This window comes from Zunongwangia sp., from assembly GCF_048269745.1.
Taxonomy (GTDB): Bacteria; Bacteroidota; Bacteroidia; order Flavobacteriales; family Flavobacteriaceae; genus Zunongwangia.
Genome location: NZ_JBLXIB010000004.1, coordinates 106,726 through 123,496 on the forward strand (window position 1 = coordinate 106,726; position 16,771 = coordinate 123,496).

Consider the following 16,771-nt stretch of genomic DNA (forward strand, 5'->3'; position numbering starts at 1 on the left):
TCATTTCTATTGTTTAAAGTCTAATAAATTATACGTGAAGTCCACATTCTCTGTTAGCTAACACTTTTGTCGGATCAAAATATTTATGTTCATTAGGAAGATTATGCTCTTCTAAATAAAGATCTAGTTTTTCGTCACTCCAATGGTAAAGAGGACTTACTTTTAATAAACCATCCTTACTATAACTAAGGATATCTATACTATTTCGGAAAGCAGTTTGTCCTTTTCTAAGATTGGTAAACCAAATATCGGGTTCTTGCTCTCGCATAGCTCTCTGGAAAGGTTCTAATTTTACCTGACGTGTAAACTCTTGGTGATCTGGACTATCTACCTGTGGAATTCCATTAAATATAGCATCCCTATAGGCTGCAGTTTGTTTAGGAATATAAGTTCTCACATTCAAATTCAGTAATTCAATCACCTCTTTAGCATGTCGATAAGTTTGTGGTGTGTTATATCCTGTATCACACCAAACTACCTGAACATCTCTTTTTATTTTTGAAACAGCATGTAGAATAGCTACTTCATAAGGTCTAAAATTGGTTGTTACAACTGGTTTTTTGCTATTCAAAATCACCCATTGAATAACCTCTTCTGGAGGAATACCTCTTAATTGTTGGTTAAGAATTTTTAATTCTTTTTCTGAATACCTTTTCATAATACTTACTTTCCTTTGAAGCCTTAATTTTAAAAATCTATTAACCTATAGGATTAGTGGGATTTAAAAACAAAAGTAGGCTTCATTTAATTATATACAAATATTTTCGAAACTTATTTTTATTATTTAACATTTAGATTTTCAATTTCTCAATGAAAACACATAAACATTAAGCTAAATCTGCTAACGTATTATCGCCCAGCACTTCTAAAGTGCTATCTCGTACCTGAATCATTAACGAATGTACTGCACATGTTTTTTCATCAGGACAATCTTCACATTTCTCGTAGTAATTTAAACTTACACAAGGCACTAAGGCTATAGGGCCTTCTAAAACCCGAATAACGGCAGTCATTTTTATATCGGTAGGTTCTTTTATTAAATAATAACCACCACCTTTTCCTTTTTTTGAACCTAAAAAACCGGATTTTCTTAAAATGAGTAATATACTCTCCAAAAATTTTTGCGATATATTTTCACTCTTCGCTATTTCTGAAGTTTGCACTGGACGCCTTTCAGGCTGTCGTGCTATAAAAGTTAAGGCTTTTATCCCGTATTTTGTCTTTTTTGAAAGCATAGTGCGAAGATAATTAATTTAATTGTTTTCAATCCTATTCGCATTAATGCCTTAGTCTAAATTTCTATATTTTAAATGATTCAATATTAATAATCAAAATTCATTAAAATCAAATCCGGTTTTTAAGTATTTTAATCCAATGCCTGTTTTATATCAGCAATAATATCGTCGATATGTTCTAAACCTACAGAAGTTCGTATTAGACCATCTGTAATTCCCACTTCTAATCGATCTTCCTCGCTTAATTTACTATGTGTTGTACTTGCCGGATGCGTTACTATGCTACGTGTATCACCTAGATTGGCACTCCTAGAGCACATTTTTACTGAATTTAAAAATTTTCTACCCGCATCGATTCCTCCTTTAATTTCAAAAGAAATGATATTACCTCCCAGCCGCATTTGCTTTTTAGCAATTTCATATTGAGGATGCGATTTTAAAAATGGATACTTTACAAGTTGTACCTTAGGATGCACCTCTAAAAACTCGGCTAATTTTTGTGCATTTTGACAATGCTTTTCCAAACGTACAGCTAAAGTTTCCAAGCTTTTAGAAAGAACCCAAGCATTAAACGGGCTTAATGCCGGCCCCGTATTTCTTGAAAATAAATAAATCTCTCTAATCAATTCTGAATTTCCTACTGTAACTCCGCCTAATACTCGCCCTTGACCATCGATCATTTTAGTTGCCGAATGGATTACCAAATCGGCTCCGTATTTTATCGGATTTTGAATATATGGAGTAGCAAAACAATTATCGATCACCAAAATAAGCTTATGTTTTTTAGCAATTTCACCTAAAACTTCAAGATCTATAATGTCTACTCCTGGATTTGTAGGAGTTTCTGCAAAAATAATTTTGGTCTCCGGTTTAATTAAGCTTTCAATTTTATCAGTCTCATTTACTTTAAAATAACTATGCGAAATATTCCACTTCGGAAAAAATTTGGTAAACAACGAATGCGTGCTACCAAAAACTGATCTTGCTGAAATAATATGATCTCCGGCATTTAATAAAGCTGCCAGTGAAGAAAATACCGCGCTCATTCCGGTAGCAAAAGCATAGCCTGCTTCTGCCCCTTCCATCCTGCAAATTTTTTCTACAAATTCTGAAGTATTAGGATTTGAGAATCGGCTATAAATATTCCGTTCTTTTTCTTCGGAAAACGAAGCACGCATATCTTCAGCATCTTCAAAAATATAACTAGAGGTTAAATACAAAGGTGCAGAATGTTCTAAATGTTGAGAACGTTCCATTTGCGTTCTAATAGCTTCAGTTTCAAAATTTGGGATAGCCATACCTTACAGTTTTTTTCAATATTCAATTCAGAATTGAATATTACTTATTTTATTGTTGAAAATACATTTAATAGATCATTTTTTAAATCGGAAATATCTTCTAAACCTACCGACAAACGAATTAAATCTTGAGTAACACCGGTATCGCTTTGAGCCTTTTCATCAAGCTGTTGATGCGTAGTACTCGCCGGATGTATAATTAAAGATTTGGTATCACCAATATTCGCTAATAAAGAGAATAATTTTGTGTCGTTTGCTACAATCTTAGCAGATTCGAACCCACCTTTTACCCCAAAAGTAATAATTCCACTTTGGCCATCCGGCAAGTATTCTTTTGCTAATTGATAATATGGACTGCTTGATAAACCGGGATAATTAACCCAAGTTACAACGTCTTGTTCCTGCAACCATTCAGCTAAAGCCAATGCATTTTCACTGTGCTGCTTTATTCTAATTTTCAGAGTTTCTAGCCCCTGAATAATCTGAAAAGCATTAAATGGACTTAAAGCAGCACCATGATCTCGTAATCCTTCTACTCTTGCTTTAATGATAAAAGCAGCTTTACCTACAGCTTCATGATACACCAAACCATGATAACCAGGAGAAGGCTCCGTAAATTCAGGGAAATTACCATTTGCCCAATTAAAATTTCCAGCATCTATAATTGCCCCACCTAGTGAAGTTCCATTACCACTAATATATTTAGTAAGCGATTCGATAACAATATCTGCTCCAAATTCTATAGGTTTTAATAAATAAGGCGTTGCCACTGTATTATCAACAATAAACGGAATATTATTTGCTTTTGCCTGAGCTGAAATCTTTTTTAAATCTAATACATCTAATTTTGGATTTCCTAATGATTCAGCAAAAACAGCACGGGTATTCTCTTTAACTGCTTTCCCAAAATTTTCAGGATCGGAAGGATCTACGAAAGTTGTTGTGATACCAAATCTTGGCAACGTCACGCTTAATAAATTATACGTTCCTCCGTACAAACTATTGGAAGCAACTATATGATCTCCAGCTTTTAATAATGTTAGTAAAGTAGTATTTATAGCAGCTGTTCCCGATGCGGTAACTACTGCGCCAATTCCACCTTCTAAAGCAGCTAATCGCTGTTCTAATATATCGTTCGTCGGATTATTTAAGCGAGTATAAATATATCCTGGTTCTGCTAACGAAAATACTCCAGCTGCCTGATCGGCATCTTTAAAAACATAAGAAGTGGTTTGGTAAATAGGAACTGCTCTAGTTCCTCCGTTAGTAGTTACATCGTGTCCAGCATGTAAAGCGTTTGTAGCAAATTTATTAGTACTCATATTTTATTTTTTAAAGTTAAAATTAACGATCTCCACTTTTAGCTATTACCAAGGAGATCTTATTGAAATTATTTTTTCAATTTAGGTAATAGCAGTGCATTTTTTTACGCATAGACATCGATACGTTAAGACTGAAAAATACGGATACTAAATTCATATTATCATTTTTTTGCATAAAAAAAGCCGCTGTTTTCTGCAGCGGCTTTTGATATTATAAATGTTTGAGTTTATACAATAGCGCGCACTGAGGAAGTTTTCCACATCATTAACATAAAGCGCATCATATTGTTTAAAATCATTTTTCTCACAATTCTATACCTGCAAATATAAACACAGAATTATTTCTTAGCCAAGAATATTTTATTTTTTTTAAAATTATTTTTCATAATAAACTAACAATAACACAAACATTCATTCTATTAAAAATAAATCCTTCTAATTTTTCCATCATCAAAAGAAAAAATCATAAAAAAGTCTATATTAATAGTATTCCAATTAAAAAACAGGTTAAAGAGCGCTTTATTAAAAAAACTATTTTATACATTTGTCCCTGAAATAATAACAGGGAAAGATTTGACTGATTGCAACCCTATAACTTTCTAATTTTAGATCGTTAAAAATGCTAAAGCAGTACTACTTACATAGCCTGCCTTTACGTCAAATTTTCCTCTTTTTATAATTTAAAGGATAAAGTTTATGGCTTATTTATTTACTTCAGAAAGTGTTTCTGAAGGACACCCAGATAAGATTGCAGATCAGATTAGTGATACTTTATTGGATAATTTTCTGGCTTTTGATGAAGAATCAAAAGTAGCCTGCGAAACTTTAGTAACTACAGGACAAGTAGTATTAGCCGGCGAAGTTCGTTCTAATACGTATTTGGACGTGCAGCAAATTGCCCGTGATGTGATCAATGATATTGGTTATACTGAAGGAGCTTATCAATTTAGCGGAGATTCTTGTGGCGTGATTTCTTTAATACATGAACAATCACCAGATATTAATCAGGGTGTAGATCGTGCAACAAAAGAAGAGCAAGGTGCCGGTGATCAGGGAATGATGTTTGGTTATGCCACCAAAGAGACCTCTAATTATATGCCTTTAGCTTTAGACATTTCGCACAAAATGGTTTACGAACTTGCTGAGCTGAGACGTGAAGGAAATGAAATTCCTTATTTACGCCCAGACGCTAAAAGCCAGGTAACTATCGAGTATAGTGACGACAATATTCCACAGCGCATCGTAGCTATTGTACTTTCTACACAGCATGACCAGTTTATGGAGGACGATGAGGAAATGCTGGCTAAAATCAAAAAAGATATCATTGAAATCTTAATGCCTCGGGTAATTGCACAGCTGCCCGAGTATGTCCAGAAATTATTTAACAACGATATCCAATACCATATAAACCCTACCGGGAAATTTGTAATTGGTGGGCCACATGGTGATGCCGGACTTACCGGAAGAAAAATTATCGTAGATACTTATGGTGGTAAAGGAGCTCACGGTGGTGGTGCTTTCTCTGGGAAAGATCCTAGTAAAGTAGACCGCTCTGCGGCTTACGCCTCTAGACATATTGCTAAAAACTTAGTTGCAGCTGGTGTTGCAGATGAAGTTTTAGTTCAGGTTTCTTATGCTATTGGTGTTGTTGAACCTACCTCTATTTCTGTAGATACTTACGGAACTTCTAAAGTTGAAATGAGTAATGGTGATATTGCTAAAAAAGTAAGAGAGATTTTTGATATGCGCCCATTTGCAATCGAAAAGCGCTTAAATCTTAGAAATCCTATTTATCGTGAAACTGCGGCTTATGGCCATATGGGAAAAGAAGCTAAAACGGTAACTAAAATTTTTAAAAGTCCGTATAGCGGAGAAGTAAAAAAAGAAGTAGAATTATTTACTTGGGAGAAACTAGATTACGTAGCTAAAGTTAAAGAAGCTTTCGGTTTATAGTCTTTAATATAAAAACTAATCAAAATCCTCTTAATATTCAGAGGATTTTTTTGTTTAAAAATACTCCAACAAATTACTTATTATTTTTTATCCTTTTCTTCGGAAATCTTTAACAGCAGTGGGACTTTTTAATCATTAAATTGATAATTACAACAAAAGCATTCTCATGTCCTTTTTTAAAAAAGTAAGAAACACGGTAAACCTGTTAAAGTCGGTTGATATGGATCAACTGGCAAAAATCAATAAGCAGATCGATTTATCTGAAGCAATGAAGACTTTAGGTAAATTAGATGAGCGCCAGCTAGCCGGGCTCATGAAAATGTTAAAAACAAAGCGTCACAAATCGCAAAGTGACCTCCCTCCTATCGATGGCGATTTTTACAATCTGGAATATAAGCTTACTAAAGAACAGCGTGAACTTCAGATGAAAGTTCGCAATCTTATGGAAGACGAGATTCGTCCTTTAATTAATGACCATTGGAATCGAGCCAAATTCCCTTTCGAAATTATCGAAAAGTTCAAAAAACTGAATATTGCCGGAATTCCTTATGAAGGTTATGGCTGCCCCAATCTTCCATTCTTAATGGAAGGCATTATTGCTCAAGAAATTGCGAGAGTCGATGTTTCTACCTCAACTTTTTTTGGTGTCCACAGTGGTTTGGCAATGGGATCTATTTATTTATGCGGAAGCGAGGAACAAAAGCAAAAATGGCTTCCACAGATGCAAAAATTAGAGAAAATTGGAGCCTTTGGATTAACCGAACCTAATGTAGGTTCTGGTGCTGCTGGTGGATTGGAAACTACTTGTAAATTCGATGGTGAAAATTGGGTTTTAAACGGACAAAAAAAGTGGATTGGCAATGCCACATTTGCAGATGTAATTATTATTTGGGCACGCGATGAAGATAGTAATCAAGTAAAAGGATTTTTAGTAGAAAAAGACAATCTCGGTTTTAAAACCGAAAAAATGGAAGATAAAATGGCACTTCGTATTGTTCAAAATGCCATTATTACACTTACCAATTGTAAAGTTGCTGAAAGTGACAGATTGCAAAATGCCAACTCATTTAAAGATACCGCAAATGTACTAAGAATGACGCGCGCTGGTGTAGCCTGGCAGGCAGTTGGTTGTGCCCGTGGTGCTTACGAAAGCGCATTAAAATATACGCGTAAAAGAGAACAATTTGGGCGACCAATTGCTTCCTACCAGTTAATCCAAAATCATTTAGTAGAAATGGTTTCTAATCTTACCGCTATGCAAACTTTATGTTTCCGACTTTCGGAAATGCAAGATCAAAATATGCTAACCGATGAACATGCATCTCTTGCAAAAGTATATTGTAGTATGCGTATGAGAGATGTAGTAAGCCGCGCTCGAGAGGTAATGGGTGGCAATGGAATATTGCTAGAACATGATGTTGCCCGATTTGTAGCTGATGCTGAAGCAATTTATAGCTACGAAGGAACCAAAGAGATAAACTCTCTAATTGTAGGTAGAGCTATTACCGGTTATAGTGCTTTTGTTAGTTAACTAAGTAAAATATATAGAATAATGCCTCAAAGTAGGAAAAATTAAAATTAAATGTCAGTATTAATAGTAGCCCCAGGTAAAGATGTATCCGATTGGACTGAAGAACTCAAGAATCAACATCCAGGTTTAAATGTTTATGTTTATCCTGAAGATCATGATAAAGAAGAGGTTGAATTTGCTGTTTCTTGGAAACATCCAAGGGGATTATTTAAAAATTATCCAAATTTAAAAGTAGTAGCGTCAATGGGAGCTGGTGTAGACCATATAACATCAGATCCTGAATTTCCTGAGGATGTAAAAATTACCCGTGTTATTGATAACCAATTAACTTCAGACTTAAGCGAATTTGTTTTAGCTTTAGTTATGAACCAAACACGCCATCTTGCAGCTTACAAACATCAAGAAACAGAACATAAATGGAACCTATTAAAATATTGTCGAAACAGCGATATGAAAATTGGTGTTATGGGAATGGGTGTTATTGGTACAGCCGTAGCAACACTATTAGCAAAAAACAATTTTAAAGTTTCAGGGTGGTCTCGTACCGAAAAAAATTGTGAAGATATTACATCTTATTCCGGGGATTGTGAATTAAACAATTTTCTAAAACAGTCAGAAATATTAATTTGCTTGCTACCACTTACAAAACAAACTAAAGGGATTTTAAACACAGAATTATTTGAACAATTGCCAAAAGGTGCTTATGTAATTAATGTAGGTCGCGGAGAGCATCTAGAAGAAAGCGATTTAATAGGAATGATTGATAGTGGTCACTTAGCTGGAGCTTTTTTAGATGTTTTCAAAGAAGAGCCCTTACCGGAAGATCATGCTTTTTGGGATCATAAAAGAATAAGTGTTACGCCACACACAGCAAGTATTACACAACCAAAATCGGTAGTTCCTCAAATTATCGAAAATTATAAGCGTTTACAAAATGGAGAACCTCTTAAAAATCTGGTAGAAAAAGAAAGAGGATATTGATAATAGATTTAATAGGAATTTAATGCTAAAATTGGGTAATTTTGAACTCAATTTTAGCATTATTGATTTATGGAAGTATTCACTAAAGAAAACTTATTACAGGTTCACGAACGTATAAAACCTTTTATTCACGAAACCCCAATTTTAACTTCAAGTTTGATTAATGAGATTGCTGACTGTTCAATCCATTTTAAATGTGAGAATTTCCAAAAGATGGGTGCCTTTAAAATGCGAGGCGCTACCAATGCTATTTTACAATTAAATAAAGAAAATCAGCAAAAAGGGGTGGTAACACATTCTTCAGGAAATTTCGCCCAAGCTTTATCATTAGCCGCTAAAAGCTTAGGAGTATCGGCTTATATTGTGATGCCATCTAATGCTCCACAAGTTAAAAAAAATGCAGTAAAAACTTATGGCGGAACTATTATTGAGTGCCCACCTACTCTTAAAGATCGTGAAGAAACTGCCCAAAAAATTGTTGAAGAAAGAGGAGCCTCTTTTATTCATCCTTCCAATGATATTGATGTGATTTTAGGCCAAGGAACAGCTGCTCTAGAATTACTTCAAAAAAAGCCAAATCTTGATTACGTAATTACACCTGTTGGCGGCGGTGGCCTTATTGGAGGAACGGCACTTGCTGTTAATTTATTTACTGAAGAAACAAAAACAATTGGTGCAGAACCTTTTGAAGTTGATGATGCCTATCGCTCACTTATTTCAGGGAAAATTGAAACCAATAAAACGATTAATACAATTGCTGATGGACTAAAAACACAATTAGGTGACAAAAACTTCCCAATTATTCAAAAACATGTTGAAGAAATTATCCGAGTAAGTGAAGATGAAATTATAAATGCACTAAAGTTGATTTGGGAACGTATGAAAATTATTGTTGAACCTTCTAGCGCTGTAGCTTTAGCAGCTATTTTGAAGGAACCCGTTAAATTTAAAAATCGACAAATTGGCTTAATAATTTCTGGCGGAAATGTAGATTTAAAAAACATTATATTTTAATCTTCTTAAAATTAACACATAAACTAAAATACTATTAAACTTACATTAAAGCTGAAAAATACAGCTTTAATATGATCTAAATTTGCGCTAAAAAGTAAACATGAAAAAACTATTATTTTTAGCCACAATTTTATTTTTAAGCAGTATTAATACTGCTAATGCACAAATTCAAGAAGGAAACTTAATGGTCGGTAGTGACTTTGGTAGCGGATTAGTAAATCCGGGAAATAACAGTATACTTGGTTTAAATTTTGGTTTAAATGATGGTGCTGGTTACGAGTTAGGATTAAGCCCTAAGATTGGTTATTTTGTAAGAGATAATGTTTTAATAGGTGCAGTAGCTAATTTAGGGTTTACAAAATCTCCTAAGAGCGAAGGTTCAACCGAGACTACAGTATATGGTTTTCAAGCATTATCACGTTATTACTTAAGTCCTGGTGAAAAAGGAGTTAATAATCTTTTAAAACATGGACGCTTTTTTCTAGAAGCAAATGCAGGGGTTGCAGGAGTTAATGTTGCAGGAGGAGCAACTACCAATGGTTTGGCATTTGGTGTAGGTCCAGGTTACTCTTATTTTGTTACTAATAATGTAGCTTTAGAAACAAACATAAAATATAATGGATTAGTTGGTGGAGGAAACACTACATATCAACATGCAATAGGTCTTAATTTTGGTATTCAAGTATATTTGCCCTCTTCAAAAGCTAAGGAATTAAGAGACAATCCTGATATGAGATAAGAAAATTTCATTCTATAAGTCAAAGGCTAGAAAAAATATTCTAGCCTTTTTTAGTTTTTAAAATACTACATTCTAACTTTTACTCCCCCTTTTTAAAACACTAACCGTTACTAATAATTGCCCTACATGCCTTTGGCTATGCTCAGCTGCATGAAAATATAGACCAATTACACTAGATGGTAATTTTTTCCTACCAACCGTTCGTTTCTCAGTTAAAATTACTTCAGAAGTATTTTCGAACATTTGTAAAGCATCATCTACTTTTTCTATAAAAGCATTGATTAAATCAGCAATCTTAACTTCTTCATTATAAACACCCTCATTACGAAGGTATTTAAATTGTTGTTCGGTAAGTGATTTCTTTTTCGCATATGTTAACATTCTATCCAACACACCGGTTATATGCTGTAAATGAAAAGCTACAGAGGCTCTTCCGGCTGGCTTTTCCCAAAGCAAGTCTTCCGAAAAATCTTTCGTATATTTTTTAATTTCAGCCCTTGATTGTAACAACGCATGTGCTGCAGGCTGAAGAAATGGTGATATATTTGGAATTGGACCTCGCAACCAATATTCAGGTTTGTTCATTCTTTATCATTTAAAAAATTACGACTTCTAAAAATAAGTAATTTTTAATGTCATATTGGTAATTATTTAAGAAAATAACAACTGAAAATAGCGTTACTTTGATTATTAAATCTGTTTTTATTATACAATAATTTATAGATTTTTAGCAACAAGCGACTATGGATTTAATTACCACTGCCATAATTATAAGTATAGGAATTTTCCTTTTCATAAAGGATTATTTTACTATTGATACTACTTCTATTCTTATAATGGCACTATTTATTATTACAGGTATTTTAAGCCCGGAAGAGGGTTTTTCAGGCTTTAATCATCCAGCAACAATTACGTTAGGCTGCATGTTTGTTATAAGTGCCGGAATTTTTAAATCGGGAATTTTAGAGAGCTTTAGTGATAAAATTATTGCTATTGCTAAAATTAATTATCTCTTAGCTTTAATGATATTTTGTGGTACCGCAGCACTGTTTTCAGCATTTATAAACGATACCGCTGTGGTAGCTTTATTAATCCCAATGGCCTTATTAGTTTGTAGAGAAACAAACATTACTCCGTCTAGATTATTAATTCCTATTTCCTTTTCTGCACTATTTGGAGGAACCTGTACATTAATAGGAACATCTACTAACATACTGGTTAATGGTATCGCCAAAAAAGATGGTCTTGAACCTTTCCAAATGTTTGAATTTTCGTTACCTGCATTATGCTTATTAGCTATTGGCATGGTTTATATATTTTTTGTAGCACCATGGTTATTACCTAAACGAAAAGAAGCCGGCAACCAAAATCTTCGAAAAGAGACGGAACAATACTTAGCTGAAATTATTGTAACTGCTAAAAGTGAAGATATAAATAAACCTATTGGAAAATCTAAAATTGGCACCCAATTTAATGCACAAGTTTTACATATAGAACGTAATACGCTTAACTTATATAATATAAATGCTGATACGATTTTACAAGAAGATGATATTTTAAAAGTCTTGGTAGATCCGGTTCATTTATCGGAATTAATGGAAAAAGTTGGTTATGCCTTAAAGGGAAAAGATGCTAATTTCAAAGAGCTTGAAACGAATAAAAAAAATGCAGTTACTAAAAAGATTTATGAAGTAATGATTCCATACGGTTCTTTTTTGGCCGGACGTTCTTTGAAGCAATTAAATTTCAGAAACAACTATTCAACTTCTGTTTTAGCGGTGAGGCATCGTAAAGAAGTTGTTACTCAAAACATTTCAGAAATAATATTAAAAGAAGGCGATATGTTATTAATGTACACCTCGCAAGAAAATATTGATATCCTGCGTTCTAGAAAACATATTGTGAGCCTTTCAGAATATCAATCAAAAAAAATAGATCTAAAAAAGGCAATTCCGGCTATTATTATTACAGTAGGAGTTGTATTAGCAGCGGCTCTAAATATCACTTCTATTTTAATTAGTGCGATGATTGGTAGTTTATTAATTGTTACCTTATCGATATTAAAACCTAAAGAAGCCTATGAAGCTATAGAGTGGAAAGTTATTTTTATGATGGCAGGAGTTTTATCGATGGGGGCAGCTTTAGAAAAAACTGGAGGCTCTGAACTTATTTCTACGTTTGTTTTAGAACAAATTGGAGATTTAGATCCAAAAATAATATTAAGCTTACTTTTTTTAATAACTTTTCTAACCACCAACATCCTGTCAAGCAAAGCTACAGCTGCGCTAATGGTTCCTATTGTAATAAGTTTAGCGGGTGCACTTCAATTAAGCGAAAAACCTTTTTTAGTAGCTGTTATGTTTGCCTGTTCATTAACTTTTATGACGCCAGTAAGCTACCCGACTAATACTATGGTATATGCTCCAGGAAATTATAAGTTTAATGACTTTTTAAAATTTGGAACTCCGCTAAATTTTATTATTTGGATTTCTGCTTCCTTTATCATTCCTTTATTTTTTCCTTTTGAAATATGAAAAAAGTAAAAATTAAAAATCCTTTCAAAACAAGGATTATCGATGAAAAATTGGTTCGAGAACATCTAGCATTGGAAAGAACCAAGCTAGCAAATGAGCGTACCTTGCTTTCTTATATTCGATCTTCTCTGTATTTATTACTTGGTGGATTTGCATTACTACAAATTGAAAGTTACGATCAACTAGATTGGGTTGCATATGTAGCTTTTGCTTGTAGTCTTATTTTTTTAACGATTGGCATTTCAAGATATATTTCTTTAGGAAGAAAATTAAATAAATTATTACGAACAGAAGAAAGCTCACCAGAAATTAAACCCTAACTCCTCCTTTAATTATTTTGTTACAATCCATTTTTCATTACTCACTACACTTTTTAGCTGTTGGTATAATTGCATATTTTTACGATAAAAAAAATTGGAAAAAAAACTGGCTCCTATTAATCGCTACCATGTTAGTAGATATAGATCATGTTTTTGCCACTCCACTATTCGATGCCTATCGGTGTAGTATTGGTTACCATCCACTACACTCTATATATGCTATTATTTGTTATATTTTAGGAGCTATATTTCTAAAAAAAGGTATTTTTAAACTAATTTGCATAGGATTGTGCTTCCATATGCTAACCGATTTTATAGACTGTTTATGGACATTTTATAAATGCGGAACGTGTTATGAATCTTCTGCCTTAAAACAGTCCATTAAAAAAGTTGTTTCCAATTAAGTTAATCAAAAAATAATACTTAGTTCAATAGCTATAAGTTTTATAAATGAATAGAGAGATTACAAAAACTTCAGATCCAAAACAGACATTTTATTAATTACTTACTTTTTATTTAAAATCGTAAAAAATTATTAATTTTTTTATAAAGACAAGGATTAATTTCAGTTAATATCTATTTTAGCATTGAAGTTTTAAATAAAATAGAGATCAATTTCCTTTCTAAATTTAAAAGAGTTCCAAATAATGCTATGCTTGAAATACTTTATATTTACAATCTAAAAAAAAGCATTTCAATCAAATAACATTTCAATATCATGCACGTAGCAATCGCTGGAAATATTGGGGCAGGAAAAACTACTTTAACTCGATTATTAGCCAACCACTATAATTGGGAACCACAATTTGAAGAAGTTATAGAAAACCCATATTTGGAAGATTTTTATAATAAAATGGAACGTTGGTCTTTTAATCTCCAAATCTATTTTTTAAATAATAGATTTCGACAAATTCTAGAAATAAAAGAGAGCGGTAAAAACATTATTCAAGATCGAACAATCTACGAAGATGCTCATATTTTTGCTCCAAATTTGCACGCAATGGGATTAATGACTAATAGAGATTTTGAAAATTATCGGTCGCTTTTTGAACTCATGGAACAAATAGTACAAGGTCCGGATCTTCTAATATACCTTAGAAGTAGCATCCCGAACCTTGTGGAGCAAATCCAAAAACGAGGTCGAGATTATGAAAATTCGATTTCTATAGATTATTTAAGTAGACTAAACGAACGTTACGAAGCCTGGATACACGATTATAAAAAAGGAAATTTACTAATAATTGATGTAGATAATATCAATTTTGTCGAAGAACCAGAAGATTTAGGAGATATTATAAACCGGATAGATGGAGAAATAAACGGATTATTTTAAATTTTTTAGATATGGAATCTACAAAACTAAAAAGACCAAAGCATAAAGGGTCCCCAAAATTATTTGAAAACCCTATTTTAGAAAAACTTACACATACCCATATTGCAGCTCCTTTAATTATCTTTTTTGGTACTGCTGCCGCTCTTATTTATTACGGCATTTTTGAAAAAGGATTTAGAACTCCTCAAATTTTAGCATGGTTTTTAGGCGGACTCTTCTTTTTTACTTTTGTAGAATATTTAGCCCACAGGTATTTATACCATATTCCGGCAACTACTCCACGCAGACAAAAAATTTCGTATACCATGCATGGCGTACACCACGATTATCCCAAAGATAAAAGTAGATTAGCTATGCCACCAGTATTGAGCTTAATAGTTGCATCTATACTTTTTATAATTTATAGAGCTATTTTAGGAGACTACGTATTTGGATTTTTAGCAGGATTTTTAGTGGGATATGCTGCTTATTTGGGCGTGCACTATTCTGTACATGCTTTTAAAGTGCCTAACAATTTTCTTAAAACATTATGGCATCATCATAGTATACATCATTATCGGGAACCTGATAGAGCATTTGGAGTATCATCTCCACTATGGGATCACATTTTTAGAACAATGCCAAGAAAAAATCCTGCAAGTAGCAGAACCGCAGTTGGAAAAAGCATTGACGATTAACGATTTTTAATTGCAAATAAAAAGCTGGGGTTAATAATTCAGCTTTTTATATATCTACTTTTAAATATAGCCGTGCTCTCTGGCATGAGAAACTGCTTCAGCAGAACTGTTCACTAATAATAAAGGAGTTGTCTCAAAATTATCGACAATACTTTTTACGCGTTGCATACTTTTTTTATGCGTTACACTTCGTAAATAAATAGCTAAAATCCGATCTGAATATTGAGCTGCTATTTCGGTATAAATGGTAGCATCATGCTCGCCACTATCTCCAATTAGAATAAATTGTAAATTAGGATATGTTTTTAAAATATTAACTATTTCGCGTTGTTTATGAGGTTTCTCCGGTTTTATTGTATTCTCAAAAGGCAAACGAATATCTCGAAGCAATATAGGTCCTTTTGGAAAGTTATTATAATCTAAAAAAAGTTTTAAATACTCATACATATTCCAAGGGCTGTTACTCAAATAAAAAATCGGGTTACGATTTCCGGCTTTTCTTCCTTTATGTAATAGTTTATATAATTCTGGTGCTCCTTTTAAGGGTATACGTTTATATGCGTTAGTTAATAACGAATTTTTTAGTAAACGCCATTTTAAAAAAGAAGTTACTCCTGTATGTAGAATAGTATCGTCTATATCACTAATAACTCCATATTCTGCTTGTACTGAAGGGATAAGAAATTCACCTTTAAAAGGATTTCCCAGAAGATCGGTTTTGGGTTCTAATTCTTCTTTATAATAAATATTAAAGGGTATCCATCCCTTATCATCTGCATCTTCAGAAATATTATTTTCTAAATTTTGGTTGAATAAAAAATACCCTTCATCATTGGTCGTTGTTTTTAACCTTACTTTTTCCGGTAATTCTAATTCAATTCTAGCATCAGGAATTTCGAAACTATCAAATTGTTTATAGGTATTTACAAAAGTTTTCCATGTTTTTTGGGTTTCTGTAATTTTTAAAGGTGCATTATCTAACACTCTACCCTTAACAAATAACCTAGAATGCGTGCCGTAACTTCTATAGGGTATTATAAGAATCTGATCCAGATTTCGATATCTACCTAATATTTTCTTTATTCGTTTAAACATTATTTAGATGCTTTTATAATCTGAATCTCGATTAGTTGAGTTTACAATTTAATAATTTCTTGAAGTGATTAATCAAAATTCAAAAGAATAACCAGAAATTATTTTACCCAAAATACGTAAATAAAAAAAGCAACAACTTAGTAGTTATTGCTTTTTTTATAGTGATGTATATTGATTATAATTTTAATCTATTTTTATCGCCATCATAATTTTCGAAACGTTCGATACACTGCTTAATTATCTTTTTAGCATCTTCTGAGTCTCCCCATCCACCTACATCTACTTTTTTCTTTTCAAGATCTTTATATACTTTAAAGAAATGTTCAATTTCTTTAACTAAATGACCGTTAATCTCTTTAAGATCATTTAACCTATTCCAAATTGGATCTGAAACTGGTACACAAATAATTTTTTCATCTGGCCCTTTTTCATCTGCCATATGAAATACCCCTATAGGCTTAACTTCCATTACAATTCCTGGAAAAGTAGGCTCGCTTACTAATACCAATACATCTAACGGATCGTCATCTAAAGCTAAGGTTTCTGGAATAAAACCGTAATCTGCAGGATACATCATAGAAGAAAAAATCATTCTATCGTATCGTACTTTTTTCAGTTTGAAATCGTATTCATACTTATTCCTACTTCCTTTAGGGATTTCTATGAGTACATCAAAAGTTTCTGACATCTTATTTATTTTAATTGAACTTTAATTAGATTACCAAATATAATGAATTCT

At 32.8% G+C, this 16,771-nt stretch carries 17 protein-coding genes; 10 read left to right on the forward strand and 7 right to left on the reverse strand.

Annotated features, from left to right (window positions below):
• Nucleotides 1-28: 28 nt before the first annotated feature.
• The 4 genes from ACN0WI_RS06610 to ACN0WI_RS06625 form a co-directional block, all read right to left on the reverse strand.
• Entirely contained in the window at nucleotides 29-658 is a 630-nt protein-coding gene (locus ACN0WI_RS06610; protein ID WP_417885869.1) for a phosphoadenosine phosphosulfate reductase family protein, read from the reverse strand.
• A gap of 169 nt (nucleotides 659-827) precedes the next feature.
• Complete coding sequence (locus tag ACN0WI_RS06615) at nucleotides 828-1,235, reverse strand: RrF2 family transcriptional regulator (protein WP_417885870.1); 408 nt, start codon at nucleotides 1,233-1,235, stop codon at nucleotides 828-830.
• A gap of 131 nt (nucleotides 1,236-1,366) precedes the next feature.
• Complete coding sequence (locus ACN0WI_RS06620) at nucleotides 1,367-2,533, reverse strand: trans-sulfuration enzyme family protein (protein WP_417885871.1); 1,167 nt, start codon at nucleotides 2,531-2,533, stop codon at nucleotides 1,367-1,369.
• Nucleotides 2,534-2,577: 44 nt separating this feature from the next.
• Complete coding sequence (locus tag ACN0WI_RS06625) at nucleotides 2,578-3,855, reverse strand: O-acetylhomoserine aminocarboxypropyltransferase/cysteine synthase family protein (protein ID WP_417885872.1); 1,278 nt, start codon at nucleotides 3,853-3,855, stop codon at nucleotides 2,578-2,580.
• Between the two features lie 696 nt (nucleotides 3,856-4,551).
• On the opposite strand from ACN0WI_RS06625, the gene metK reads away from it, so the two are divergent.
• The 5 genes from metK to ACN0WI_RS06650 all read left to right on the forward strand — a co-directional run bounded on the left by metK (nucleotide 4,552) and on the right by ACN0WI_RS06650 (nucleotide 10,073).
• On the forward strand, nucleotides 4,552-5,808 hold the full coding sequence (gene metK / locus ACN0WI_RS06630) for a methionine adenosyltransferase (RefSeq protein ID WP_417885873.1): 1,257 nt from the start codon (nucleotides 4,552-4,554) through the stop codon (nucleotides 5,806-5,808).
• A 166-nt stretch (nucleotides 5,809-5,974) separates the two neighbouring features.
• The gene (locus ACN0WI_RS06635; protein ID WP_417885874.1) at nucleotides 5,975-7,339 is read left to right on the forward strand and encodes an acyl-CoA dehydrogenase family protein; all 1,365 of its coding nucleotides are present in this window, start codon (nucleotides 5,975-5,977) and stop codon (nucleotides 7,337-7,339) included.
• Nucleotides 7,340-7,390: 51 nt separating this feature from the next.
• On the forward strand, nucleotides 7,391-8,320 hold the full coding sequence (locus tag ACN0WI_RS06640) for a 2-hydroxyacid dehydrogenase (RefSeq protein WP_417885875.1): 930 nt from the start codon (nucleotides 7,391-7,393) through the stop codon (nucleotides 8,318-8,320).
• A 69-nt stretch (nucleotides 8,321-8,389) separates the two neighbouring features.
• Nucleotides 8,390-9,334 carry a pyridoxal-phosphate dependent enzyme gene (locus ACN0WI_RS06645; protein WP_417885876.1) on the forward strand — a complete coding sequence of 315 codons (945 nt, stop codon included), beginning with the start codon at nucleotides 8,390-8,392 and terminating at the stop codon, nucleotides 9,332-9,334.
• A 100-nt stretch (nucleotides 9,335-9,434) separates the two neighbouring features.
• Nucleotides 9,435-10,073 carry a hypothetical protein gene (locus ACN0WI_RS06650; RefSeq protein WP_417885877.1) on the forward strand — a complete coding sequence of 213 codons (639 nt, stop codon included), beginning with the start codon at nucleotides 9,435-9,437 and terminating at the stop codon, nucleotides 10,071-10,073.
• A gap of 72 nt (nucleotides 10,074-10,145) precedes the next feature.
• Here the strand turns inward: ACN0WI_RS06650 and ACN0WI_RS06655 are convergent, their stop codons facing one another.
• Entirely contained in the window at nucleotides 10,146-10,658 is a 513-nt protein-coding gene (locus ACN0WI_RS06655) for a DinB family protein (RefSeq protein WP_417885878.1), read from the reverse strand.
• A 158-nt stretch (nucleotides 10,659-10,816) separates the two neighbouring features.
• On the opposite strand from ACN0WI_RS06655, the gene ACN0WI_RS06660 reads away from it, so the two are divergent.
• From ACN0WI_RS06660 to ACN0WI_RS06680, 5 genes are all read left to right on the forward strand, one after another.
• Nucleotides 10,817-12,607, forward strand: a complete 1,791-nt coding sequence (locus ACN0WI_RS06660; RefSeq protein ID WP_417885879.1) for an SLC13 family permease — start codon at nucleotides 10,817-10,819, stop codon at nucleotides 12,605-12,607.
• Nucleotides 12,604-12,927, forward strand: a complete 324-nt coding sequence (locus tag ACN0WI_RS06665) for a DUF202 domain-containing protein (protein ID WP_417885880.1) — start codon at nucleotides 12,604-12,606, stop codon at nucleotides 12,925-12,927. Before ACN0WI_RS06660 ends, ACN0WI_RS06665 begins: the two co-directional genes overlap by 4 nt.
• A 17-nt stretch (nucleotides 12,928-12,944) precedes the next feature.
• Nucleotides 12,945-13,331 carry a DUF6122 family protein gene (locus ACN0WI_RS06670; protein ID WP_417885881.1) on the forward strand — a complete coding sequence of 129 codons (387 nt, stop codon included), beginning with the start codon at nucleotides 12,945-12,947 and terminating at the stop codon, nucleotides 13,329-13,331.
• A 314-nt stretch (nucleotides 13,332-13,645) separates the two neighbouring features.
• Complete coding sequence (locus tag ACN0WI_RS06675; RefSeq protein WP_417885882.1) at nucleotides 13,646-14,260, forward strand: deoxynucleoside kinase; 615 nt, start codon at nucleotides 13,646-13,648, stop codon at nucleotides 14,258-14,260.
• Between the two features lie 11 nt (nucleotides 14,261-14,271).
• On the forward strand, nucleotides 14,272-14,937 hold the full coding sequence (locus tag ACN0WI_RS06680) for a sterol desaturase family protein (RefSeq protein WP_417885883.1): 666 nt from the start codon (nucleotides 14,272-14,274) through the stop codon (nucleotides 14,935-14,937).
• A 60-nt stretch (nucleotides 14,938-14,997) separates the two neighbouring features.
• On the opposite strand, the gene ACN0WI_RS06685 is transcribed toward ACN0WI_RS06680, so the two are convergent.
• Together ACN0WI_RS06685 and ACN0WI_RS06690 are read right to left on the reverse strand one after the other, a co-directional pair.
• Nucleotides 14,998-16,032, reverse strand: a complete 1,035-nt coding sequence (locus tag ACN0WI_RS06685; protein WP_417885884.1) for an App1 family protein — start codon at nucleotides 16,030-16,032, stop codon at nucleotides 14,998-15,000.
• 175 nt (nucleotides 16,033-16,207) lie between these two features.
• The gene (locus ACN0WI_RS06690) at nucleotides 16,208-16,720 is read right to left on the reverse strand and encodes an inorganic diphosphatase (protein ID WP_417885885.1); all 513 of its coding nucleotides are present in this window, start codon (nucleotides 16,718-16,720) and stop codon (nucleotides 16,208-16,210) included.
• Nucleotides 16,721-16,771 lie beyond the last annotated feature (51 nt).